Origin of the sequence: Kineococcus sp. DHX-1, assembly GCF_042473625.1 — a bacterium.
In the GTDB taxonomy this organism is placed as follows: domain Bacteria; phylum Actinomycetota; class Actinomycetes; order Actinomycetales; family Kineococcaceae; genus Kineococcus.
On record NZ_CP170445.1, the window covers coordinates 2,763,000 to 2,784,918 of the forward strand.

The window sequence follows — 21,919 nt, forward strand, 5'->3', positions numbered from 1 at the left end:
GGCTCAGGGGGCGGCGGGGTGCTCCGTCGGCAGGGGTGAGCGCGCGGGGACGACCCGCGCGACCACCTCGTCCAGGACGCGGCGCACCGCGCTCTCCCCCACCCACAGGTGACGGGCGCCCGCGACGGGGACGACCTCGGCCTGGGTCAGCGGGGCGAACCGGCGCACGGCCTCGTCGGGGCGCAGGAAGTCGTCGAACTCCGGGACCAACGCAGTCACGGGCCGCCCGAACTCCGCCCAGGCGCGCAGGTCGTCCTCGGTGGACCACCGCAGCGGCGGGGACAGCAGCAGCAACCCCTCCACGAGCGGGTCGCGGCCGTGGACGAGCGCGAGGTCGGTGCCGAAGGACCAGCCCAGCAACCAGACGTGCGGCAGGTCGCGGAACTCGACGAACTCCAGGGCCGCCGCGACGTCGTGGCGTTCGGCGCCGCCGGCGTCGAACGTCCCGCCGCTGCGCCCGCGCGGCGACTCCGTCCCCCGCGTGTTGAACCGCAGCACCGCCAGGTCGGCCAGCTCCGGCAGCCGGTTGGCCGCCTTGCGCAGGACGTGCGAGTCCATGAACCCGCCCGCGGTCGGCAACGGGTGCAGCGTCACGAGCGTCGCGACGGGGTCCCGGTCGGCCGGCAATGCCAGCTCACCGACGAGCGTCACCCCGTCGGCCGTGTGCAGCTCGACGTCCTCGCGCCGCGCCGGCAGGACGGTGTCGGAACGGATCTCACCCACGCGCCAGCTCCTCGCGCAGCACGGTGGCGAAGTGCTCGACGTCCCGCGTCGTCGTGTCGAAGCTCGCGACGAGGCGCACCTCGACGAGACCGGGCGCCCACCGCTCGTCCCAGACGTGGAACGGCACCCGTGCGGCCGCGCGGCCGGCGACGGCCGGCGGCAGCGCCGCGAACACCGCGTTGGCCTGGACGGGCCGCGTCGTCTCCACGCCGGCGGACCGGACGGCCTCGGCCAGTGCCGTGGCGGCGTCGTTGGCGGCGCCGGCCGCGCGCCGCCACAGGTCGCCGCCGAAGAGGGCCAGCAGCTGGGCGCTGACGAACCGCGTCTTGGAGGACTGCTGCATCGTCGGCTTCACCAGGCGCCGCAACGCTTCCGCGGGCCGCTCGCCGCGCACGACGACGGCCTCGGCCAGCGCGGCACCGTTCTTGGTGCCACCCACGGAGACGGCGTCGACGCCGAGGGCGGTCGTCATCTCCCCCAGCCCGCAACCGAGGAAGACCGCGGCGTTGGACAGCCGCGCGCCGTCGACGTGCACCCGCACCCCGAGCCCGTGGGCGACCCGGACGAGGTCGCGCAGCTGGTCCAGGCCGTAGGCCGTCCCGAGCTCGGAGCTCTGGGTCAGGGTCAGCGCCCCCACGGGGGCGCGCATGGGGCTGTCCGCGTCCCGCACCGCGCGTTCGACGTCGGCGGGGTCCACCAGGCCGTCGACCGTGGGCAGGGCGATGACCTTGACCCCGCCGACGTGCTCCAGCCCACCGGCCTCGTCGTGCAGGACGTGGGCCTGGTCCGAGGCGAGCACCGACTCCCAGCGCGACGTCAGCGCCTGCAGCGCCACGACGTTCGCACCGGTGCCCGTCAGGACGGGCACGCTGGTGGTGTCCGGTCCGAAGTGCCCGTGCAGCGCCTCGGTGAGCGCGGTCGTGTAGGCGTCCGCGCCGTAGCTGGGGACGTGGCCGCCGTTCGCGGCGACGAGGGCCTGCAGGACCTCGGGGTGCATGCCGGCGGCGTTGTCGCTGGCGAACCCCCGGACGGCCGGGTCGTGCAGGGACGCCGCGGCGTGCAGGGACGGGGTGGCAGTGCTCACCCCGGCACGTTACCCGCGGCCCCTAGAACCGTCGGCCACGGGCGCCGAAGCAGGCCCGGTGCCAGTGCCGTCGTTCGGTCGCGCCGTCGGCGGGGCTGAAGGTCCCCCGCGAGGGCCAGACGACGAGGTGCGGCGTGCCGGGCGGGATGTCCTGCCGGCAGCCGGGGCAGGTGTAGGTCTTTTCCGACGAGGTCCCGCGCAGCTCGCGGACGACCCACTCCCCGTCCGGGCCGGAGACGGTGCGGTCGACCCCGCGACCCAGCGGCGCACGGGGCGGCGGGTCGGGACGGCGGCGGTTCGAGCGGGGCACGGGCGTCATGCTCTCAAGCCACGCACCGGTCGGCCTGACCGGGCGCTGCCGCGGTGGTGTCCCCTCCACACCACCGTGGCCACGCTCGGTTCGACAGGTAGTCGTGCCGGGGCCCGGTTTCGTTACACGTGCCTGCCCGGTGCCCGCCGGGGCGTCTCGTAAGCTCGCCCCTCGTGCGTCTTGTCATCGCCCGCTGCTCCGTCGACTACGCGGGCCGGCTCACCGCCCACCTCCCGCTGGCCATGCGCCTCCTGCTCGTCAAGGCCGACGGCAGCGTGCTCGTGCACTCCGACGGCGGCAGCTACAAGCCGCTGAACTGGATGAGCCCCCCGGCGCGCCTGACGGTGGCCGTGCCGGAGGAGGACGCGCGGGAGGCCGGAGTCGTGGAGACGTGGACGGTCCAGCACACCAAGACCGACGACCGCCTCGTCGTCTCGATCCACGAGGTGCTGCACGACTCCGAGCACGAGCTGGGCGTCGATCCGGGTCTGGTGAAGGACGGCGTCGAGGCGCACCTGCAGAAGCTGCTGGCCGAGCACATCGGCACCCTGGGCGACGGCTACACGCTGGTCCGCCGCGAGTACATGACCGCCATCGGCCCGGTCGACATCCTCGCCCGCGACGCCGGCGGCCGGGCGGTCGCCGTGGAGATCAAGCGCCGCGCCGAGATCGACGGGGTCGAGCAGCTCACGCGCTACCTCGACCTGCTCAACCGCGACCCGCTGCTGGCCCCCGTGACCGGCGTCCTCGCCGCTCAGGAGATCAAGCCGCAGGCGCGGACGCTGGCCGTCGACCGCGGGATCCGCTGCGTGACGCTGGACTACGACGCCTTGCGCGGGATCGACGACGTGGACTCGCGGTTGTTCTGAGCTCCGGCGCCGCGCCCCGAGCCGAGCAGGATGGCCTCGGCCCGCGCGCGACGCACGGCCGTCCGGTCCACGGCCTGGGCGGGGGCGTCCTCGACCTGCAGCACGAGGTGCAGCCGCGTGACGCGCAGCAGCCGCAGCGCAGGCAGCGGCACCTCGCGCAGGACGAGGCGCCGGCCGGTCCGCTGAGCGCGACGGTGGGCGCCCACGAACACCCCCAGCCCCGTGGCGTCGGCGACGACGATGCCGTCGACCTGGACCACGAGGTCGCCCGTCCCCGCGTCGACGGCCGCGTGCAGCGCGGCGCGCACGTCGGGCACCGTGTGGACGTCGAGCCGCCCGCCGACGTGCAGGACCTGGCCGTGGACGACGTCGTCCACGGTCGCCGCACTGCCGGGAGCCGAGCGCGCGGCCCGGCGAGCCGCGACGTCGTCCGCGGCGCTGGGCACCGTCGGGTCGTTGCGGACGGTGCCCGGCACCGTCGCGAGTCCGATCGCCATCTGTTCCTCCCCCGAGGACGCCGGTCGTGATCGTGTGATCGTCACCGGTCAGACGCAGCGGACCGCCGGTCGGTTGCACCCCGTCCCCCACGAGTTGGCCACGAGTGACGACTGGGGAGCATGAGACCGACGGTGACGCTGTGCGCACACTCTGCCACCGAGCGACACCGCTGAGCAGGTGAAGCACCGAGCCGTTGCCCAACGGTGACCTGCGGCGGTGGCAGGGGGAGGATGGGGGCGTGCAGATCAGCTGGAGCAGCTACTCCTACGCCTTCGGACCCGTCGTGGCCCTCGTGGCGGTCACGGTCCTGGTGCTGCTGCTGCGCTGGACGTTCTCGCACGGGAAGTCGGTCGTCGAACGCCGCCCGAAGCAGGGGTCGAGCGAGGAGTACGGCCTGCTCGAGGTGGTCTCCGCTCCCCCGACGTTCGTCGAGGCCGAGGTGCAACGGCGCACGCTCGTCGACGCGGGCATCCGGGCCACGCTCGCGCCCACGACCGAGGGGCCGCGGGTGATGGTCTTCCCGGCCGAGGCCGGACTGGCCCGGCAGATCCTGGAACGCAAGGGCTAGGCGACGTTGACGCCCTGGCCGGGCGGGGCCGACTCCAGCCAGCTCGCGAAACCGGTGTAGGCGTCCCGGCCCATCGCGAACTCGATCTCCTCGCCCGCACCCTCGGACTCCAGCCGGCACTCCACGATCATCGCGCCCGGCTGCACGGCCACGAGTTCCGGTCCCTCGGCCTCGCGGAACAGGGTGACGGCCAGCGCCCGCCGTGCGTAGCTGCACGACGGGCGCGGGGAGAGCGAGAAGGTGCGGTACCAGTCCAGGCGGTCGCGCTCGTACTGCGCGACGCCCAGGGCCCAGCGCCGCCGGCCACCACGGGCCTGCCGGACGGAACAGTCGAACGTCCCGAGGCGCGCCATGAGGCGGCGGCGGCGCAGCACGACGAGCACCAGCACCACGACGAGGGCGACGGCGCACGCGCCTGCGATCTCCAGGGAGAGCAGGACCTCGTGCACCGTCGCCCAGCCGTTCTCAGCGCGTGCCGGAACCCGCGGTGACCTCGACCTGCTCGGCGACGATCGTCACCTTGTCGTGGTCCACGGAGAAGAACCCACCGCTGACGGTCGCGGTCACCCCGTCCGCACCGGAACCGGAGATCGCCACGTCGCCGGGGGCGAGGATGGCGAGCAGCGGCTCGTGCCCGGACATGATGCCGATCTCACCCTCCGCCGTGCGCGCACGCACGAGCGAGGCCTCGCCGGACCACACCGAGCGGTCCGCCGCGACGAGTTCGACCTGCAGAGCCATCAGGCGGTTTCCTTCTGGATGCGCGCCCAGTTGCGCTCGACGTCCTCGAGCCCACCGACGTTGAAGAAGGCCTGCTCGGCGATGTGGTCGAGCTCGCCGTCGGCGATCTTCGAGAAGCCCTCGATCGTCTCCTTGAGCGGGACGGTCGAGCCGGAGACGCCCGTGAACTTCTCCGCCATGTACGTGTTCTGGGAGAGGAACTGCTGGATGCGGCGAGCGCGGCTCACCGTCAGCTTGTCCTCCTCCGACAGCTCGTCGACACCGAGGATGGCGATGATGTCCTGCAGTTCCTTGTTGCGCTGCAGGATCTGCTTGACGCGGACCGCGGTGGAGTAGTGGTCCTTGGAGATGTACAGCGGGTCGAGGATGCGCGACGTGGAGGTCAGCGGGTCCACGGCCGGGTACAGACCGCGCGACGCGATCTCGCGCGACAGCTCCGTCGTCGCGTCGAGGTGCGCGAACGTCGTGGCCGGGGCCGGGTCGGTGTAGTCGTCCGCGGGGACGTAGATCGCCTGCAGCGAGGTGATCGAGTGACCACGGGTCGAGGTGATGCGCTCCTGGAGCACACCCATCTCGTCGGCCAGCGTGGGCTGGTACCCGACGGCCGAAGGCATGCGGCCGAGCAGCGTGGAGACCTCGGAACCGGCCTGGGTGAACCGGAAGATGTTGTCGATGAAGAGCAGCACGTCCTGCTTCTGCACGTCGCGGAAGTACTCCGCCATCGTCAGGGCGGACAGGGCCACGCGCAGACGCGTCCCCGGCGGCTCGTCCATCTGGCCGAAGACCAGGGCGGTCTTGTCGAAGACGCCGGCCTCGGCCATCTCGGCGATGAGGTCGTTGCCCTCACGGGTGCGCTCGCCGACACCGGCGAACACCGACACACCACCGTGGTCCTGCGCGACGCGCTGGATCATCTCCTGGATGAGGACGGTCTTGCCGACGCCCGCACCACCGAAGAGGCCGATCTTCCCACCCTGGACGTACGGGGTGAGCAGGTCGATGACCTTGATGCCGGTCTCGAACATCTGGGTCTTGGACTCGAGCTGGTCGAAGCTCGGGGCCTTGCGGTGGATCGGCCAACGCTCGGTGACCTCGAGGCGCTCGCCCTCCTCGAGGTTCAGGGCCTCGCCGATGGCGTTGAAGACCTTGCCGAGGGTCACGTTGCCGACGGGCACCGAGATCGGCGCACCGGTGTCGACGACGGGCGCGCCGCGGACCATGCCGTCGGTCGGCTTGAGGGAGATGGCGCGGACCATGTTGTCGCCGAGGTGGGAGGCCACCTCGAGCGTCACGGTCGACGTCTCGCCGCCCATGCTCACCTCGGTGGTGAGGGCGTTGTTCTGGTCCGGCATGGAGTCGGCCGAGAACTCGATGTCGACGACGGGCCCGATGACTCGGGCGATGCGTCCGGTCGCACCCTTGCTGGTGCTGGTGGGCGCTTCGTTGACGGTGGCGGTCATGTCGCTCCTCGGGCTTCCTTCGTCGAGTGAGTTCGTGCAGAAGTGTGGGGTGGGCCCGGCAGCCGTCAGGCGCGCGAACCGGAGGAGGCGAGGGCGTCGGCGCCGCCGACGATCTCGCTGATCTCCTGGGTGATGTCGGCCTGACGGGCGTTGTTGGCCAGTCGGGTCAGCTTCTTGATGAGCTCGTCCGCGTTGTCGGTCGCGCTCTTCATGGCCCGCTGACGCGCCGCGAGCTCGGAGGCCGCCGCCTGCAGGAGGCAGTTGAAGATGCGGCTGTTGACGTACTGCGGCAGCAGCGCGTCGAGCACCGCGTCAGCGCTCGGCTCGAACTCGTACAGCGGCTGCAGGTCGCTGCCCGAGGGCGCCTCGACGCCCTCGACGACCTCCAGCGGCAGCAGCCGGATGACCCGGGGCTCCTGCGTCACCATGCTGACGAAGTGGGTGTAGACGACGTGGATCTCGTCGATCCCGCCCTGCGCGAAGTCCTGGGCGAAGTCGGCCAGCAGCCGGTCGCCGATCTTCTTCGCGTCGTCGTAGGCCGGGGAGTCGGTGAAGCCGACCCACGAGTCCACGACCGGCCGGCGGCGGAAGTTGTAGAACGCCACCGCCTTGCGGCCGACCAGGTACGGGGCGACCTCCTTGCCCTCCTCGCGCAGGGTCGCGACGAGCCGCTCCCCCTCGCGCAGGACGCTGGAGGAGTACGCCCCGGCCAGACCGCGGTCGGACGACAGCAGCAGGACCGCCGCGCGCTTGACCTCGGCCTTCTCGGTGATCAGCGGGTGGTCGAGCGAGGAGTTCGACGCCGCCGCCGACACGGCGCGGGTCAGCGCCCGCGCGTACGGGGTCGACGCGCGCACGTTCGCCTGCGCCTTGATGATCCGCGACGCGGCGATGAGCTCCATCGCGCGGGTGATCTTCTTGGTCGCCTGGACCGAGCGGATCTGCCGCCGGTAGGCCCTCAGCTGGCCTGCCATGTCCTGCTCCTCTTCCTTGCTCCGCTCGGTCCTGCGACTGCCACGCGACTCAGCGCTTGGTGGTGGTGATGCGCTCCTGCGAGATGTCGTCCGCGTCGGTCCGGCCGTGGTCCTCGTCGGCCGGGACGGCCGAGTCGGTCGAGCCCGCCGAGAACTGCGGCTTGAAGGCGTCGATGGCCTTCTTCAGCTCGTCCTTGGCGCCGTCGGAGAACTGCTTCGTCTCGCGGATGCCCTGCATGAGCTCGCCGTGGTTGCGCTTGACGTGCTCGAGGAACTCGCGCTCGAAGCGGGAGATGTCCGAGACCTCGACGGAGTCCAGCTGACCGGTGGTGCCGGCCCAGATCGAGACGACCTGCTCCTCCAGGGAGAACGGCGTGTACTGCGGCTGCTTCAGCAGCTCGACGAGGCGCGCACCGCGGGCGAGCTGGTTGCGCGAGGCCTGGTCCAGGTCGGAGGCGAACATCGCGAACGCCTCCATGGCGCGGAACTGCGCCAGGTCCAGCTTCAGCGTCCCCGAGATGCCCTTGATGGCCTTCGTCTGGGCCGCACCGCCGACGCGGGACACCGAGATGCCGACGTCGATCGCCGGACGCTGGTTCGCGTTGAACAGGTCCGACTGCAGGAAGATCTGGCCGTCGGTGATGGAGATGACGTTCGTCGGAATGTACGCCGAGACGTCGTTGCCCTTGGTCTCGATGAACGGCAGACCCGTCATCGACCCGGCACCGAGCTCGTCGGACAGCTTCGCGCAACGCTCCAGCAGACGGGAGTGCAGGTAGAAGACGTCACCGGGGTAGGCCTCGCGGCCCGGCGGGCGGCGCAGCAGCAGCGACACGGCGCGGTAGGCCTCGGCCTGCTTGGACAGGTCGTCGAACACGATGAGGACGTGCTTGCCCGCGTACATCCAGTGCTGGCCGATGGCCGAACCGGTGTAGGGCGCGAGGTACTTGAACCCGGCCGGGTCGGACGCGGGGGCCGCGACGATGGTCGTGTACTCCATCGCGCCGGCCTCCTCCAGCGAACGCTTCACCGAAGCGATCGTGGAGCCCTTCTGACCGATGGCGACGTAGATGCAGCGGACCTGCTGCTTCGGGTCACCCGAGGCCCAGTTGTCCTTCTGGTTGATGATCGTGTCGATCGCGATCGCCGTCTTGCCGGTCTGGCGGTCGCCGATGATCAGCTGACGCTGGCCGCGGCCGACGGGGATCATGGCGTCGATCGCCTTGATGCCGGTCTGCAGCGGCTCGCGGACCTCCTGGCGCTGGACGACCGAGGGGGCCTGCAGCTCCAGGGCGCGACGGGTCTCGGCCTCGATCGGGCCCATGCCGTCGATCGGCGCACCGAGGGGGTCGACGACGCGGCCGAGGAAGTTGTCACCGACGGGGACGGAGAGGACCTCACCCGTGCGGTGGACCTCCTGGCCCTCCTCGATGCCGGCGTAGTCGCCCAGGACGACCACACCGATGTCGCGGACGTCGAGGTTCTGCGCGAGGCCGAGGGTGCCGTCCTCGAAGCGCAGCAGCTCGTTCGCCATGACCGAGGGCAGGCCCTCGACGTGGGCGATGCCGTCGCCCGCGTCGGTCACGCGGCCGACTTCCTCACGCGCGGCGGTGCCGGGGTCGTACGACGCCACGAAGGCGTCGAGAGCGTCCCGGATCTCCTCCGGGCGGATGGTCAGCTCGGCCATGGGAAGCCCTGCTCTCCTTCTCGGGTCCTGCAGTTCTCGAAGTCCATCATCCCCCGCGTCCCGCGGGGTGGGGTGTTCAGGGCGGGCTCAGCCGGCCAGGCGGCGACGGGCCTCGTCGATGCGGGTCGCGATGGACCCGTCGATGACGTCGTCGCCGATGCTCACGCGCAGACCGCCCACGAGGTGGGGGTCGACGTCGACCGTGACGCTGATGGCCCGGCCGTACTGGCGCGACAGCGAGGCCGCGAGGCGCTCGCGCTGGGTCTCGCTCAGGGGGGTGGCGCTCACGACGTGGGCGACGAGCTGCTCGCGGCGCGCGGCCACGACCTCGACCCACTCCTCGAGCAGCCGTTCGGCGCGCATGCCGCGCGGCGAGACCGCCGCGCGACGGGCCAGCTGGACCGTCTCGGGTGCCGCCCTGTCGAGCAGCAACCGGGAGACCAGCGAGGCGCGGTTGGCGTCCGGAGCCGTGCGGTCGGCCAGGGCGTCGCGCAGCTGCGCGTTGCCGGCGATGGTGCGGGAGAACCGGAAGAGCTCGTCCTCCAGCGCGTCCAGGTGCCCCGACCGCTCCGCCTGCGTGACGACCGCGACGACCGCGAGCCGCTCGGTGGCGTCCGACAGGTCACGACCGGCCGTCCAGCGCGAGGACGCCAGCGCGGCGACCGTCTCGACGGCGGCCGTGCCGATCTTGCCGGTGAACGTGCGACGGACGAACTCGGCCTTGGCCGAGCTCTCCCGCGACGGGTCGGTCAGCGCCCGGCGCAGCCCCACCGAGGAGTCGAGCAGGCTGGTGACGGCGAAGAGGTCCTCCCCCGTCCGGCCTGCGTCGGCCCCCTCGGTGGCGAGCTGCGCGTCGAGCACCTGCTGCGCGGCGGCGAGGCTCGCCTTCGCGACGCCGGAGTCGAGCTCGCTCATCGGGAGGTCGCCCCCGACTCGCTGCGCTCGAGGTCGGCGAGGAAGCGGTCCACGACGCCGCTCTGGCGAGCGGAGTCCTGCAGCGACTCACCGACGATGCGGGACGCCAGGTCGGTCGCCAGGCGACCCACCTCGGCACGCAGCTGCGCAGTCGCCTGCGCGCGCTCCGCCTCGATCGTGGCGCGAGCCGCGGTCGTGATGCGCTCGGACTCGGCCTGCGCCTGCTCCCGCATCTCGGCGAGGATCTGCGCACCCTGCTGGCGCGCCTCCTCACGGATGCGGTTGGCCTCGCCGCGGGCGTCCGCGAGCTGGGCCTTGTACTCATCGAGGGCGGCCTGGGCCTCGGCCTGGGCCTTCTCCGCCTTCTCGACGTTGCCCTCGATGGCCGCGCGCCGCTCCTCGTACATCGCTTCGAGGCGCGGGACGACCTTCTTGGCGACCACCGCGTAGATGATGATCGCGAAGATGATGCCGACGATCAGCTCACCGAGGTGCGGCAGGATCGGGTACAGCGGGTCGCCCGGGACCGCTTCGGTTTCCTCACCGGCGGCGGCGAAGCCTGCTACGAGCACGTTTCCTCCTTCGAGCTCAGGGCAGCGGGATCGACTTGGTCAGCGACCAGGTCAGTTGCCGCCCTGGAAGACGAAGGCGAGCGCGATGCCGAAGATGGCCAGCGCTTCCGCGAGGACGAAGCCGAGGATGGCGATGCTCTGGAGCATGCCGCGGGCCTCGGGCTGACGGGCGGCGCCGTTGATGTACGCCGCGAAGATGAGGCCGATGCCGATGCCCGGGCCGATGGCGGAGAGGCCGTAGCCGACGATGGCGAGGGAGCCAGTCATGGTCCTGCGTCTTCCTTTCGTTGCCGGTGCGCACGTCCGCGCCCCGGAGTCCTGGGTGGGGCGGGTCAGTGCTCGTCAGCGAGGGCGCTGGCGATGAACGTGGCGGCGAGCATCGTGTAGACGTACGCCTGGAGGAACTCGACGAAGAGTTCGAAGAGGGTCAGGGCGAAGGCCATGACGATGGTCGGGATGCCGACGATCTTCAGGCCCAGACCACCGTCGAGCAGCATGTACTCCGCGCCGCTGATGAACAGCACGAGGATCAGGTGGCCGGCGAACATGTTGCCGAAGAGCCGCAGCGTGATCGTGACGGGCTGGATGACCACGATCGAGAGGACCTCGAGCAGGAAGACCAGCGGGACGATCGGCTTCGGCAGACCGTGCGGCACGACGCCCGCGAAGTAGGCCGCGAAGCCCTTCTTGCGGATGCCGACCGTGTGGTAGGTCAGGTAGAGGATGATCGTCAGCGCGAGCGGGAAACCGATGCGCGCCATCGTCGGGTACTGGATCGGCGGGATGACGCCGAAGAGGTTGTTGACGAGGATGACCGAGAAGAACGTGAAGAGCAGCGGGACGAACTTCAGGAACTCCTTGGACCCGATGATGTCCCGGCCGATGGAGTTGCGGACGAACCCGTAGCCCGCCTCGACGACCATCTGCTTCTTGCCCGGGACGACGCTCAGGCGCTTCGTGCCCGCGAGGAGCAGCCAGATGATGAGCACGGCGGACAACGCGAAGACGATGGCCGGCCGCGTGATGGCGAACGGCCCGCTCCCGATGAGCGGCTGCCAGAAGATCTTCTGGTCGGGCGCGGTGTACGTGTGTTCCGCGGCAGCCAGCATGGCCAGGCTCACGTCAACTCCTCCGTGCGAACTTCATCGTGGGAACGGGGCCGGTCTGCCGGCCGCGTGGCCCCCTGAACAGTGGTCGGGCGTCCCGCGGTCAGTGCGTACCGTACCGGAGCCACACGTAGTACAAAGTCAACGCCTTGCCGAGGACCAAGCCGAGCCCCACGATGAAGTGGGTGCCGAGCAGGTGGTCCACTCCCCAGCCGGCGAGGCCGCCGAGGATGGCCCCCGAGATGAGGTAGGACGTGATGCTCCACGCCACCTTCTCGGTGAGGCCGTTGCCGATGTCGGTGCTCGGGTCGTCCGAGGGCTTCGCCAGGCTCACTTCGGCTGCTCACCGCCCATGAACACGGGGATGCGCATCGTCATGAACCCGCGCAGTTCCGCAGCGAGCCAGACGACGGCCGTGAGGATCACGGTGAACCCCAAGGCCGGGCCGGAGATCCCGTCGACGCGGATGAGCAGCAGCATCACGACGCCCAGGAGGACGATCTTGACGCTGTAGACGACCATCGCGGTCAGCATGATCATGTGCGGGTTCTTCTCGGTGACCTTGCGCATCACCACCAGCCGCGCCCCGAAGAAGGCGATGACGATGGCGGCGCCGATCAGCGACGAGAACCCCGCGGACGGACCCTTCCAGACCCATGCGACCGCGACGCACACGACGGCGGCGATCCCGGTCACGAGGGACGCCCGGCGCAGCAGGATGCCGAAGGCCTGCGCGGCCTGGACCCCTGCGTCGGTGCTCGTGCTCACGGATTCCACTTTCGTCGTCGGCGGGTCGTCCGGCTGGACAGGCTCATCGGCGGCAGCCCCAGGTCCGTCGTGAACCGGGGAGACTTCGTGAAAGCTATCACGAGCTCCGGCACCTCCTACACCGCGTCGTCGTCGACCTGAGGTCATGTGCGCGACGTCTCACTGCGGGCCGGGGCGGGCCTGTCCGGCGCATCCGCGGCCGGCACCGCGACGTCCTCGACTTGGGGCCGCTTCCGCCGCCAGTACAGCGGCAGGAACGTCAGCGCGAGCACCAGGCAGCCCGCGGCGAACGCCACCGCGAGGGCTTGCGGCAGCGGCAGGAAGGCCGAGGTCGCGGCGCCGAAGCTGAGGAACGCGGCCCACGAGTACATGACGAGCACGGCGACGCGGTGGGAGTGGCCGATCTGCAGCAGACGGTGGTGCAGGTGCTTCTTGTCGGGGTGCCAGAACGCCTTGCCCGCGCGGGTGCGGCGCACGACGGCCAGGACCATGTCCATGAACGGCACGAGCAGGACCGCGATGGGCAGCAGCAGCGGGAAGAAGGCGGGCGCGATCTGCTCGTTCTCGACCGTCTCGGGGTCGACCGTGCTCGTCGCCGCGATGGTCGAGCTCGCCATGAGCAGGCCGAGCAGCATCGAGCCGGAGTCGCCCATGAAGATGCGCGCGGGGTGGAAGTTGTGCGGCAGGAAGCCCAGGCACACCCCGACGGTGATGGCGGCGATGAGCGTGGCGAGGGAGGAGAAGTCGTCCGGCACGCTCCCCCGCTGCAGCGTGTAGGAGTAGCCGAAGAAGGCGATGGCGCCGATGCCGACGATCCCCGCCGCGAGGCCGTCGAGACCGTCGACGAAGTTCACCGCGTTCACCGACACGAGCACGACGAGGATCGTGATGATCATCATCGTCCGCCCGGACAGCAGCGTCACACCGCCGATGGGCAGCTGCAGCAGGCTGACCCCCTGCCACCCCATGATCCCCGCGGCGAGCACCTGCCCGGCCAGCTTGGTGACGGCGTCGAGCTGGACGATGTCGTCGGCGACCCCGACGGCAACGACCACCGCGGCGCCGACCAGCACCCACAGCGGGCCGGGGTCGGTGTCGAACACGCGGGACAGGAAGGGGATGCGGCTCGCGACGACGAGCGCCGCCACCATCCCGAAGAGCATCGCCAGACCGCCGAGCCGCGGGATGGGAACGGTGTGCACGTCCCGGTCCCGCAGCGGTGTCACCGCCCCGACGCGTTGGGCGATGCGCCGCACCAGCGGCGTCGTCAGGTACGTCACGGCCGCGGCCACGACGATGACGAGGAGGTAGGCCCTCATCCGCTGGTGAGCGGCGCCGTCCCGGGCTCCTGCTCCGGTGCGTCCTCCGCGGGTCGGTCGGCGGGCTGCTCGGGTTCGGCCCAGCCGTCGGGGACGGCCGCGCGCAGCTCGGCCTCGCTGATCGCCCCGAGCCGCAGGATGCGCAGGGGCCCGTCGGAGGCGTCGACGATGGTCGAGGGTGCGCCCTTGGGGCTGGCGCCGCCGTCGAGGTAGACGCGCACCGACTCCCCGAGCTGCTCGACGGCCTCCTCGACGAGGGTCGCCGCCGGCTGGCCCGACTTGTTGGCGCTGGAGACGGCCATCGGACCGGTGCGCTGCAGCAGCTCCAGCGCGACGGGGTGCAGCGGCATCCGCAGCGCGACGGTGCCGTTCGTGTCCCCCAGGTCCCACGTCAGGGACGGCTGGGCCCGGCAGACGATCGTCAGCGCCCCGGGCCAGAACGCGTCGACGAGCTCGCGCACCGCGAACGGGATGGAGCTGGCCAGCCCGTCGATGGTCCGCGTCTCGGGCACGAGGACGGGCGGCGGCATCTGGCGCCCGCGCCCCTTGGCCTCGAGCAGGCGCGTGACCGCGGCGGGGTTGAAGGCGTCGGCACCGATGCCGTAGACGGTGTCGGTCGGCAGCACCACGACCTCACCGCGCTTGACGGCGTTGTGCGCGGCGGACAGCCCGCGGTCGCGGATGACGGGGTCGGCGCAGTCGAACGGGGGTCTCACGGGGCAAGAGTCTCCCACCGCGGCCACTCGGCGGAACCGCAGGCGTGCGTCGGCGCGTCAGCGGCGGCGGGCCGTGGTCGCGCGGGGACGGCCCGTGAGGTCCCGGTGGCTCTGGACGTCCGTCCACGAGGTCGGGCCGAACATCGCCCGGGCCGACTGCTCCTGGACCTCGGCGTGCTCGACGACGACGTACCCACCCGGCGCGAGCAGCCGCGCGGCGGCGGCGACGACCCGGCGCGGCACCTGCAGCCCGTCGTCCCCCAGGCCGTAGAGGGCGACCTCGGGGTCGTGCTCGGCGACCTCGGGGTCGACGGGTACCGCGCCCGGCGGGACGTACGGCGGGTTGCTGACGACGACGTGGACCGTTCCGTCGAGGTCGTCGAAGGCCGTGGCCGCGTCGCCCAGGCGCAGGTCGACGGCGGGGGCGAGGTCGTCGACGTTGCGGCGGGCCCAGGCGTGCGCCATCGGGTCGAGCTCGACGGCGTGCACGCGGGCCGACGGTACCTCCGCCGCCACGGCCAGGGCGATGGCCCCGGACCCGGTGCAGAGGTCGACGACGACGGGCCCGTCGAGGCGCGAGGCCTCCTCGATCGCGAGGCCGGCCACGGTCTCGGTCTCGGGCCGCGGGACGAACACCCCCGGGCCGACGCGCAGCTCCAGACCGCGGAACCCGGCGCGACCGGTCAGGTGCTGCAGCGGCACCCGGTCGGCGCGCTGGTCGAGCAGGTCGGCGAACGCACCGGGGTCCACCGGGTCCCCCAGGGCGACGAGCACCCCGAGGCGGGAGCGGGTGACGCCCAGCGCGTGCGCGAGCAGCGTCTCGGCGTCCGCGGCGGGGGTGGGGACGCCGGCCTCGGCGAGCCGCCGCCCGGCCTCGACGAGCAGCTGACGCGCGGTGACCACCCGCGCAGGCTAGGCCAGGCCGAGGAGCCGGAAGGCGACGGTCTGGGTGTCCGCCTCGTCCGTGCTGCCGCTCGGGGAGGTGACCGCGACCCACTGGCCCGTCGAGGGGACGGCCCAGACGGACGTGCGGACGCCCGTCGTCGCGCCGTTGACGCCGACGACGTGCCGTCCACCGAGCTCCGCGGACAGCCACCCCCAGCCGATGCCCGCGCCGGGGGTCTGCACGACGGGCCGCAGCGCACGGGCGCCCGGCACCTCGCCGCGGGCGACGGCCGCCGCGAGCCGCCCCAGGTCGTCCGCGGTGGAGTAGACCCCGATGCCCGCCGGGGTGCTGCCGCTCGAACGCCAGGGCGCGCTGGGCCGACCGTCCGGACCGAGCTCACGGGCGCGGTCGGCGGGGAGCTCAGCCGGGGCGGCCTCCGTCGCGTCCAGGCCGAGCGGCTGCAGGACGCGGTCGTGCACGAGCTGGGGGTACGGCTGGCCCAGCCGCCGCGCGAGCGCGTTGCCCAGGAGGGCGTAGCCGAGGTTGGAGTAGGCGTACTGCCCCCTCGGCCCCCGCAGCGGCGTCCAGGCGGCGTCGCGCAACAGGTTCTCGGGAGTGTCCCACCGGTACGGATTCCCGTAGGTGACGGCGGTGATCGGCGCGGCGAGCGCTGCCCGCGTGCTGAGCCGCGGCAGCCCCGACGTGTGCGTGGCCAGTTCCTCGAGCGTCGTGGCGGCGAGGGGGCCGGACAGCCACGGGTGGACGTCGCCGAGCGTCGTGGCGGGGGCGACCTCCCCGCGCGCGACGGCGTCGGCGAACAGGAGGCCCGTGAGCCCCTTCGTCACCGAGCCGATCTCCTGCGGCGTTCCCGCCGTCAGGGCCCGCCCGGGGGCGGCGGTCCCGATGGCGGCGGACGCGCTCGTGGTGGAGTCGCCGGCCGCGACGGCGAAGCCCTGGCCGGCCACGTCCGCCGTGGCGGCCCGGAGGCGGTCGGCGAGAGCCGGGTCGCCGGTCGCGTCGGCCGACCGCACGGGTGGTGTCGGCGCGGCCGCGGCGGTGAGACCGAGGACCGCGGCGGAGAGGGCGGCCAGCAGGCCGCTCGTGCGCAGAGCGGATCGGAAGGGCTTGACGGACATCACGATCACCTCAGTCCAGCGGTGGCGAGCAGGGTCAGGAGCGGGACCACCCGCTCGGCCGGGACGTCGTAGAGGCCCCGACCGGACGTGGCCAGCCAGCCCTCGGCGACGAGCTGGCGCAGGTGGTGGTAGAGCTGACCGGAGGTGCCGAGGCCCTCCCCCAGCTCGGAGACGGTGCGCCGGCCGTGGAGCACCTTGTGCAGCAGCTGCAGCCGCACCGGGTGGGCCAGGGCGGACAGCGCGGCGACGGCCTGCGTCGGATCGGCCTCGAGCATCGAGGACACCTCGACGGTCTCCTGCCACTCGTAGTGCGCGCCCGTCGGCAGCGTCACGCTGCCGGTGAAGAGGACGTGCGAGCGTCCCTCCGCCTGCCGCTTCAGCTCCCGCAGCGCCCAGAAGGCGTCGTCGTCCCGCGGGTCGGCTCCGTCGGCGACGCGGGCCTCGAGCGCGGCGAGGCGCTTCTCGAGGAGGGCCCACCGTTCGTCGTCCACGCGTCGATGCTACGCCGATCCGTAGTTGCTACGCATTCCGTGAGGCCGAGGACGCGGAAAACACGCTTTCCGCCCCTGACACGGGCGTGTCGAGGGCGGAAAGAGTGTTTTCCACGAGGGAGCGGGAGGATCGGGTCAGGGGGCAGCGAGCTGGGCGGCCTCGTCGGCGTCGATGGCCGACTGGATGACCGGGTCGAGCTCACCGTCGAGCACCGTGTCGAGGTTGTACGCCTTGAAGCCCGTGCGGTGGTCGGCGATGCGGTTCTCGCCGTAGTTGTACGTGCGGATGCGCTCGGAGCGGTCGACGGTGCGCACCTGGGACCGGCGGGCAGCCGAGGCCTCGGCGTCGGCGGCCTCCTGGGCCACGGCGTGCAGGCGGGCCCGCAGGATGCGCAGCGCCGACTCCTTGTTCTGCAGCTGGGACTTCTCGTTCTGGCAGCTGGCGACGATGCCCGTGGGCAGGTGGGTGATGCGCACGGCGGAGTCGGTGGTGTTGACGCTCTGGCCGCCGGGACCGGAGGAGCGGAAGACGTCGATCCGGAGGTCGTTCGGGTCCACGTCCACCTCGACCTCCTCGGCCTCGGGGACCACGAGCACCCCGACCGCCGACGTGTGGATGCGTCCCTGGGACTCGGTGACGGGGACGCGCTGGACGCGGTGGACCCCACCCTCGTACTTCAGGCGGTGCCAGACGCCCTCGGCCGCGGCGCCGCGGCTCTTGACGGCCACCGACACGTCCTTGTACCCGCCGAGGTCGCTGGGGGTGGCGTCGAGGAGCTCGGTCGCCCAGCCGCGCTGCTCGGCGTACCGCAGGTACATGCGCAGCATGTCCCCGGCGAAGAGGGCGGACTCCTCACCGCCCTCCCCGGCCTTGATCTCGAGGATCACGTCGCGCGCGTCGTCGGGGTCGCGCGGCAGCAGGACGCGGCGCAACCGCTCCCCCGCGTCGGTGGCCGCCTGCTCCAGCGCGGGCAGCTCGGCGGCGAAGCCGGGGTCCTCGGCGGCCAGCTCGCGGGCGGCCTCGGCGTCGTCCATGGCCGCGCGCCAGGCGGTGTGGGCCTCGACGACCTGCTGCAGCTCGGCGTAGCGGCGGCCGAGCCGGCGGGCCAGCCCCGCGTCGGCGTGCACCGCGGGGTCACCCAGGCGGCGTTCGAGCTCGGCGTGCTCGTCGAGCAGCGGCTGGACGGTCTCGAACACTCAGGGCTCCTGGCAGGGACGGTGCGGATCGACACGGAGGGCGGGAACGCGACAGCGCCGGCCCCTCCACCCCGTGGGGCGGTGGGACCGGCGCTGTGAGCGGACTACTTGGCGGTCTTCTTGCCGTAGCGCTGCTGGAAGCGGGCCACGCGGCCACCGGTGTCCAGGATCTTCTGCTTGCCCGTGTAGAAGGGGTGGCAGGCGCTGCACACGTCGGCGCGCATCTCGCCGCTCTTCTCGGTGCTGCGGGTGGTGAACGTCGCGCCACAGGTGCAGGTGACCTGGGTCTCGACGTAGTCCGGGTGGATCCCAGCCTTCATGGTTCTCTCCTCAAGGCGCTCAGTCGGTACCGGGTCGCCGGTCGAGCTGGCGTGAGCCGGTACCTGCGGTGTCGAAGCAGTCTCCCACAGGAAGCCGCCGGTCCTTCACAACCGGCGGCCCCCCGGGGATGTTCCCGTCAGTCCTTGTTGACCAGCGGGGTGGACGTCTGGACCTGGTGCAGGAACTCGAGGTTGCTGCGGGTCTTCTTCAGGCGGTCGAGCAGCAGCTCGATGGAGGCCTGCGCGTCGAGCGCGGTGACGACGCGGCGCAGCTTCCAGACGGTCTGCAGCTCCTCGCGGGACATGAGGATCTCCTCGCGCCGCGTGCCGGAGGCCGGCACGTCGACGGCGGGGAAGATGCGCTTGTCGGCCAGCTGGCGCGACAGGCGGACCTCCATGTTCCCGGTGCCCTTGAACTCCTCGAAGATGACCTCGTCGGCCTTCGAGCCCGTCTCGACCAGGGCCGAGGCCAGGATCGTCAGCGAGCCGCCGTTCTCGACGTTGCGGGCCGCACCGAAGAAACGCTTCGGCGGGTAGAGCGCCGAGGCGTCGACACCACCGGAGAGGATGCGGCCGCTGGCGGGCGCCGAGATGTTGTAGGCGCGCGACAGGCGGGTGAGGGAGTCGAGCAGCACGACGACGTCGTTGCCGAGTTCCACGAGGCGCTTGGCCCGCTCGATGGCGAGTTCGGCGACGGCGGTGTGGTCGGCAGCGGGGCGGTCGAAGGTGGAGGCGATGACCTCACCCTTGATCGTCCGCTGCATGTCGGTGACCTCTTCGGGCCGCTCGTCCACCAGGACGACCATGAGGTGGCACTCGGGGTTGTTCGTGGTGATGGCGTTGGCGATGGCCTGCATCACCATCGTCTTGCCGGCCTTCGGCGGGGCCACGATGAGACCGCGCTGACCCTTCCCCAGCGGCGACATCAGGTCGATGATGCGCGTCGTCAGGACGTTGGGTTCGGTCTCCAGGCGCAGCCGCTCCTGCGGGTAGAGCGGAGTCAGCTTGGTGAAGTCCGGGCGGTGCCGGGCCTGCTCGGGCGCCGCGCCGTTGACGGTGTCGACCCGGACGAGCGCGTTGAACTTGGCGCGGGCCCCCGTCTGCTCGCCCTCGCGGGGCTGGCGGACGGCACCGGTGACGGCGTCGCCGGGGCGCAGGTTGTTCTTCTTCACCTGGCCGAGGGAGACGTACACGTCGTTCGCGCCGGCGAGGTAGCCGGAGGTGCGGATGAACGCGTAGTTGTCGAGGACGTCGAGGATGCCCGCGACGGGCAGCAGGACGTCGTCCTCGGAGACGTTCTCGTCGATCTCGGGCGCACCGCCACCCTCGCGACCACCGCGGCGGCCCTTGCGGTCGCGGTACCGGTTGCGACGGCCACGACGGCCGCCCTCACCGTCGAAGTCGTCCGGACCGTTCTGCGCGGCCTGCGGGCGCTCGGTGCGCTCGCCGGAGCGCTCGGCCCGGTCCTCACGACCCTCGGGACGGTTGTCGGCACGACCCTCGCCCCGGTCCGCGGTGCGCTCGGCACGGTCCTGGCGGTCACGGCGGGACTCGCCCTCGGCGGCGTCACGACGCGGCATGTTCGGCAGCTCGACCTGCTGGTCGGGCTCGCGGACACGGTCGCGACGGGCCCGCTCGCGACGGGACAGCCGCGGCGAGGAGTCCTCGCCGCGCTCCCCGCGCTCACCACGGTCGGAGCGCTCGCTCCGGTCGCTGCGCTCGGGGCGGTCACCGCGACCGCGGGTGAAGTCGTCGAGCGTCGGCTCGGTGCGCGGCGCGGGGTCGCCCTCGGGGGACGACGACTGCGCGGGCACCTGGGCCGCGGGCTGCTCGTCGGCGACGACCGGCTCGGCCGTCGTCACCGGCGGGGCCCCCGCGGGAGCACCGGCGCGGCGCGACCGCGACCGGGGAGCCTGCTGGACGGGCTGTTCGGTGGGCTGCTGCTCGGTCTGCTGCTCGGCCGGCTCAGCGGGCTGCTGCACGGCGGCGGGCTGCTCGACCGGCTGCTGCACCACGGGCTGCTGGACGGCGGGGGCCGCAGCGGCGGGAGCCTCCGCACGCGCGCTGCGCTGCGCGGTGCCGGACTCGTGCTCGCGGATGGCGGCGAGCAGGTCCACCTTGCGCATGCGGCCGGTGCCCGTGATGCCCAGCTCGGACGCCAGGGCCTGCAGCTGCGGGAGCCGCAACGCGGACAAGCTGCCCGTGCGGCGCGCAGGCGCCTCGGACGAGCCGTCGATGGCGGCGATGTCGGTGGTGTCGGTCACGAAGGTCCTTCCCCCTCGTCGGTGCGACTGACCGGTGGATCCGGCGCTTCGTCGGGTCCGGGGGTGTCGCGGTGACTGCCCGATGGGCAGGATGGGAAATCCACGGCCACGCGAAGAAGCGCGGCGAGAACGTGGAGACGCACCCGGAGACGGGGAACGGACGCAGCAGGGACGGTTCTCGGCTCGAGAGAGCCCCACCGTGAGTGTCCCGCCGTGGGTGCTGCCTCCGATGCTAACACCCGGCGGCACGGGCGCAGGCCCGGTCCCCCGTTCGGCGCACGGCGCGTCGGGGCCGGTTCCCGCCCCGGAGGGTCAGGACCAGCGGACGCCGTCGGCGTGCACAGGCCGCGCGTGGACGTCCCAGACGCCCCCGGCGGCCAGGGTGCGCACGCGGTCGACACCCCGCTCGTCGGTCAGCACGAGCACGCTCGGCCCCGCGCCGGAGACGACGGCCGCGAGACCCTCGGACCGCAACGCCCGCAACAGCTCCGCCGACCGCGGCATCGCCGGGGCCCGCTGGGCCTGGTGCAGGCGCTCCTCGGTCGCGTCGAGCAGGAGCGAGGGGTCGGCCGTCAGCGCGTGCACGAGCAGACCGGCCCGGCCCGCCGTCAGCGCGGCGTCGGCGTGCGGGACCGTGGCGGGCAGCAGCGCCCGCGCCCGCGACGTCGCCAGCTCCTCGGCCGGCACGCACACGACGGCCCGCACGTCGGGGTGGACGGGCAGCCGGACCGACCGCACGGCGTCGGGGTGGGTCGGGTCCTCCCCGCGCGTCCAGGCGATCGTGAAGCCGCCGTGCACGGCGGGCGCGGCGTTGTCGGGGTGCCCCTCGCGGCGGGACGCCTCGAGGAGGATGCGCGCCCGGGTCTCCTGCTCGTCCTCGACGACCGCCCCGGCCGCCAGGAGCAGCGCCCGGGCCGCCGCCAGGCCCGCGACGATCGCCGACGCGGACGACCCCAGCCCGCGACCGTGCGGGATGACGTTGCGGCACAGCACGTCGAGCCCCGGGGCAGCGTGTCCGGCGGCGGCCAGCTCCTCGCGCAGGACGCGCACGACGAGGTGGCGTTCGTCGGTCGGCACCGCCCCGGCGCCCTGCCCCTCGACGCGCACCCGCAGACCGGCGTCCGCGACCACCTCCGCCCGGACCTCGTCGCAGAGGTCGAGCGCGAGGCCGAAGGCGTCGAAACCGGGCCCGAGGTTCGCGCTCGTCGCAGGCACCCGCACGGTGGCGGAGGTGCCGACCGGCAACGGCGCGAGCGCCCCCTGGCGGGACGGGCCCGGCACGGGGCCGGACCCGGTGCTGGAGCGGGGGTCCACG

At 72.5% G+C, this 21,919-nt stretch carries 25 protein-coding genes and 1 pseudogene; 2 read left to right on the forward strand and 24 right to left on the reverse strand.

Annotation, left to right across the window (positions count from 1 at the left end):
- Positions 1–3 precede the first annotated feature (3 nt).
- From ACFEMC_RS13315 to ACFEMC_RS13325, 3 genes are read right to left on the reverse strand one after another with little or no spacing between them, the layout of a single operon-like run.
- Positions 4–723 (reverse strand): alpha/beta hydrolase, encoded by a 720-nt coding sequence (locus ACFEMC_RS13315; RefSeq protein ID WP_380170080.1) that lies wholly within the window; start codon positions 721–723, stop codon positions 4–6.
- Positions 716–1,807 (reverse strand): threonine aldolase family protein, encoded by a 1,092-nt coding sequence (locus ACFEMC_RS13320; protein ID WP_380170081.1) that lies wholly within the window; start codon positions 1,805–1,807, stop codon positions 716–718. Before ACFEMC_RS13320 ends, ACFEMC_RS13315 begins: the two co-directional genes overlap by 8 nt.
- Before the next feature lie 22 nt (positions 1,808–1,829).
- Positions 1,830–2,126, reverse strand: a complete 297-nt coding sequence (locus tag ACFEMC_RS13325) for a hypothetical protein (RefSeq protein WP_380170082.1) — start codon at positions 2,124–2,126, stop codon at positions 1,830–1,832.
- A 164-nt stretch (positions 2,127–2,290) separates the two neighbouring features.
- On the opposite strand from ACFEMC_RS13325, the gene nucS reads away from it, so the two are divergent.
- Positions 2,291–2,986, forward strand: coding sequence for an endonuclease NucS (gene nucS, locus ACFEMC_RS13330; RefSeq protein WP_380170083.1), 696 nt, complete (start codon positions 2,291–2,293; stop codon positions 2,984–2,986).
- Between the two features lie 89 nt (positions 2,987–3,075).
- Here the strand turns inward: nucS and ACFEMC_RS13335 are convergent.
- Positions 3,076–3,363 (reverse strand): annotated as a pseudogene (locus ACFEMC_RS13335) (STAS domain-containing protein); the annotation flags it as partial.
- A gap of 359 nt (positions 3,364–3,722) precedes the next feature.
- Between ACFEMC_RS13335 and ACFEMC_RS13340 the strand changes: the two are divergent.
- Entirely contained in the window at positions 3,723–4,052 is a 330-nt protein-coding gene (locus tag ACFEMC_RS13340; protein WP_380170084.1) for a hypothetical protein, read from the forward strand.
- On the opposite strand, the gene ACFEMC_RS13345 is transcribed toward ACFEMC_RS13340, so the two are convergent.
- The 20 genes from ACFEMC_RS13345 to thrB form a co-directional block, all read right to left on the reverse strand.
- Positions 4,049–4,501, reverse strand: coding sequence for a DUF2550 domain-containing protein (locus ACFEMC_RS13345; protein WP_380170085.1), 453 nt, complete (start codon positions 4,499–4,501; stop codon positions 4,049–4,051). The genes ACFEMC_RS13340 and ACFEMC_RS13345 overlap by 4 nt on opposite strands.
- A 16-nt stretch (positions 4,502–4,517) precedes the next feature.
- On the reverse strand, positions 4,518–4,793 hold the full coding sequence (locus ACFEMC_RS13350) for a F0F1 ATP synthase subunit epsilon (RefSeq protein WP_380170086.1): 276 nt from the start codon (positions 4,791–4,793) through the stop codon (positions 4,518–4,520).
- Positions 4,793–6,253 (reverse strand): F0F1 ATP synthase subunit beta, encoded by a 1,461-nt coding sequence (atpD, locus tag ACFEMC_RS13355; RefSeq protein WP_380170087.1) that lies wholly within the window; start codon positions 6,251–6,253, stop codon positions 4,793–4,795. The genes ACFEMC_RS13350 and atpD overlap by 1 nt, the downstream gene beginning before the upstream one ends.
- A 65-nt stretch (positions 6,254–6,318) precedes the next feature.
- Positions 6,319–7,227, reverse strand: a complete 909-nt coding sequence (locus tag ACFEMC_RS13360; protein WP_380170088.1) for a F0F1 ATP synthase subunit gamma — start codon at positions 7,225–7,227, stop codon at positions 6,319–6,321.
- A 49-nt stretch (positions 7,228–7,276) separates the two neighbouring features.
- Positions 7,277–8,914: a F0F1 ATP synthase subunit alpha gene (gene atpA, locus ACFEMC_RS13365; protein ID WP_380170089.1), complete on the reverse strand. Its 1,638-nt coding sequence runs from the start codon at positions 8,912–8,914 to the stop codon at positions 7,277–7,279.
- A gap of 87 nt (positions 8,915–9,001) precedes the next feature.
- Positions 9,002–9,829: a F0F1 ATP synthase subunit delta gene (locus ACFEMC_RS13370; RefSeq protein WP_380170090.1), complete on the reverse strand. Its 828-nt coding sequence runs from the start codon at positions 9,827–9,829 to the stop codon at positions 9,002–9,004.
- The gene (locus tag ACFEMC_RS13375) at positions 9,826–10,401 is read right to left on the reverse strand and encodes a F0F1 ATP synthase subunit B (protein WP_380170091.1); all 576 of its coding nucleotides are present in this window, start codon (positions 10,399–10,401) and stop codon (positions 9,826–9,828) included. Before ACFEMC_RS13375 ends, ACFEMC_RS13370 begins: the two co-directional genes overlap by 4 nt.
- A gap of 51 nt (positions 10,402–10,452) precedes the next feature.
- The gene (atpE, locus tag ACFEMC_RS13380) at positions 10,453–10,668 is read right to left on the reverse strand and encodes an ATP synthase F0 subunit C (RefSeq protein ID WP_380170092.1); all 216 of its coding nucleotides are present in this window, start codon (positions 10,666–10,668) and stop codon (positions 10,453–10,455) included.
- Between the two features lie 65 nt (positions 10,669–10,733).
- Positions 10,734–11,522: a F0F1 ATP synthase subunit A gene (gene atpB / locus ACFEMC_RS13385; RefSeq protein ID WP_380170093.1), complete on the reverse strand. Its 789-nt coding sequence runs from the start codon at positions 11,520–11,522 to the stop codon at positions 10,734–10,736.
- A gap of 88 nt (positions 11,523–11,610) precedes the next feature.
- On the reverse strand, positions 11,611–11,841 hold the full coding sequence (locus ACFEMC_RS13390; protein WP_380170094.1) for a hypothetical protein: 231 nt from the start codon (positions 11,839–11,841) through the stop codon (positions 11,611–11,613).
- Positions 11,838–12,275, reverse strand: coding sequence for an ATP synthase subunit I (locus ACFEMC_RS13395; RefSeq protein WP_380170095.1), 438 nt, complete (start codon positions 12,273–12,275; stop codon positions 11,838–11,840). The genes ACFEMC_RS13390 and ACFEMC_RS13395 overlap by 4 nt, the downstream gene beginning before the upstream one ends.
- A gap of 143 nt (positions 12,276–12,418) precedes the next feature.
- On the reverse strand, positions 12,419–13,594 hold the full coding sequence (locus tag ACFEMC_RS13400) for an MraY family glycosyltransferase (RefSeq protein WP_380170096.1): 1,176 nt from the start codon (positions 13,592–13,594) through the stop codon (positions 12,419–12,421).
- On the reverse strand, positions 13,591–14,310 hold the full coding sequence (locus ACFEMC_RS13405; protein ID WP_380170097.1) for an L-threonylcarbamoyladenylate synthase: 720 nt from the start codon (positions 14,308–14,310) through the stop codon (positions 13,591–13,593). The genes ACFEMC_RS13400 and ACFEMC_RS13405 overlap by 4 nt, the downstream gene beginning before the upstream one ends.
- Positions 14,311–14,367: 57 nt before the next feature.
- Positions 14,368–15,213, reverse strand: a complete 846-nt coding sequence (gene prmC / locus ACFEMC_RS13410) for a peptide chain release factor N(5)-glutamine methyltransferase (protein WP_380170098.1) — start codon at positions 15,211–15,213, stop codon at positions 14,368–14,370.
- Between the two features lie 9 nt (positions 15,214–15,222).
- The gene (locus ACFEMC_RS13415) at positions 15,223–16,332 is read right to left on the reverse strand and encodes a serine hydrolase domain-containing protein (RefSeq protein WP_380170099.1); all 1,110 of its coding nucleotides are present in this window, start codon (positions 16,330–16,332) and stop codon (positions 15,223–15,225) included.
- Positions 16,333–16,337: 5 nt separating this feature from the next.
- Positions 16,338–16,823 carry an ArsR/SmtB family transcription factor gene (locus ACFEMC_RS13420; RefSeq protein ID WP_380170100.1) on the reverse strand — a complete coding sequence of 162 codons (486 nt, stop codon included), beginning with the start codon at positions 16,821–16,823 and terminating at the stop codon, positions 16,338–16,340.
- Between the two features lie 135 nt (positions 16,824–16,958).
- Positions 16,959–18,020, reverse strand: a complete 1,062-nt coding sequence (prfA, locus tag ACFEMC_RS13425) for a peptide chain release factor 1 (RefSeq protein WP_380170101.1) — start codon at positions 18,018–18,020, stop codon at positions 16,959–16,961.
- A gap of 104 nt (positions 18,021–18,124) precedes the next feature.
- A complete protein-coding gene (gene rpmE, locus ACFEMC_RS13430; RefSeq protein ID WP_367639502.1) occupies positions 18,125–18,340 on the reverse strand; it encodes a 50S ribosomal protein L31 in 216 nt (71 codons plus the stop codon).
- Positions 18,341–18,477: 137 nt separating this feature from the next.
- On the reverse strand, positions 18,478–20,604 hold the full coding sequence (rho, locus tag ACFEMC_RS13435; protein ID WP_380170102.1) for a transcription termination factor Rho: 2,127 nt from the start codon (positions 20,602–20,604) through the stop codon (positions 18,478–18,480).
- A gap of 312 nt (positions 20,605–20,916) precedes the next feature.
- The gene (gene thrB, locus ACFEMC_RS13440; protein ID WP_380170103.1) at positions 20,917–21,918 is read right to left on the reverse strand and encodes a homoserine kinase; all 1,002 of its coding nucleotides are present in this window, start codon (positions 21,916–21,918) and stop codon (positions 20,917–20,919) included.
- Position 21,919 lies beyond the last annotated feature (1 nt).

Excerpts from the sequence above, each read along its gene's own strand:
- ACFEMC_RS13415 (WP_380170099.1), bottom strand. The coding sequence starts at position 16,332 with ATGTCCGTCAAGCCCTTCCGATCCGCTCTGCGCACGAGCGGCCTGCTG.
- rpmE (WP_367639502.1), bottom strand. The coding sequence starts at position 18,340 with ATGAAGGCTGGGATCCACCCGGACTACGTCGAGACCCAGGTCACCTGC.
- atpA (WP_380170089.1), bottom strand. The coding sequence starts at position 8,914 with ATGGCCGAGCTGACCATCCGCCCGGAGGAGATCCGGGACGCTCTCGAC.
- ACFEMC_RS13370 (WP_380170090.1), bottom strand. The coding sequence starts at position 9,829 with ATGAGCGAGCTCGACTCCGGCGTCGCGAAGGCGAGCCTCGCCGCCGCG.
- ACFEMC_RS13325 (WP_380170082.1), bottom strand. The coding sequence starts at position 2,126 with ATGACGCCCGTGCCCCGCTCGAACCGCCGCCGTCCCGACCCGCCGCCC.
- atpE (WP_380170092.1), bottom strand. The coding sequence starts at position 10,668 with ATGACTGGCTCCCTCGCCATCGTCGGCTACGGCCTCTCCGCCATCGGC.
- ACFEMC_RS13360 (WP_380170088.1), bottom strand. The coding sequence starts at position 7,227 with ATGGCAGGCCAGCTGAGGGCCTACCGGCGGCAGATCCGCTCGGTCCAG.
- atpD (WP_380170087.1), bottom strand. The coding sequence starts at position 6,253 with ATGACCGCCACCGTCAACGAAGCGCCCACCAGCACCAGCAAGGGTGCG.
- ACFEMC_RS13350 (WP_380170086.1), bottom strand. The coding sequence starts at position 4,793 with ATGGCTCTGCAGGTCGAACTCGTCGCGGCGGACCGCTCGGTGTGGTCC.
- ACFEMC_RS13400 (WP_380170096.1), bottom strand. The coding sequence starts at position 13,594 with ATGAGGGCCTACCTCCTCGTCATCGTCGTGGCCGCGGCCGTGACGTAC.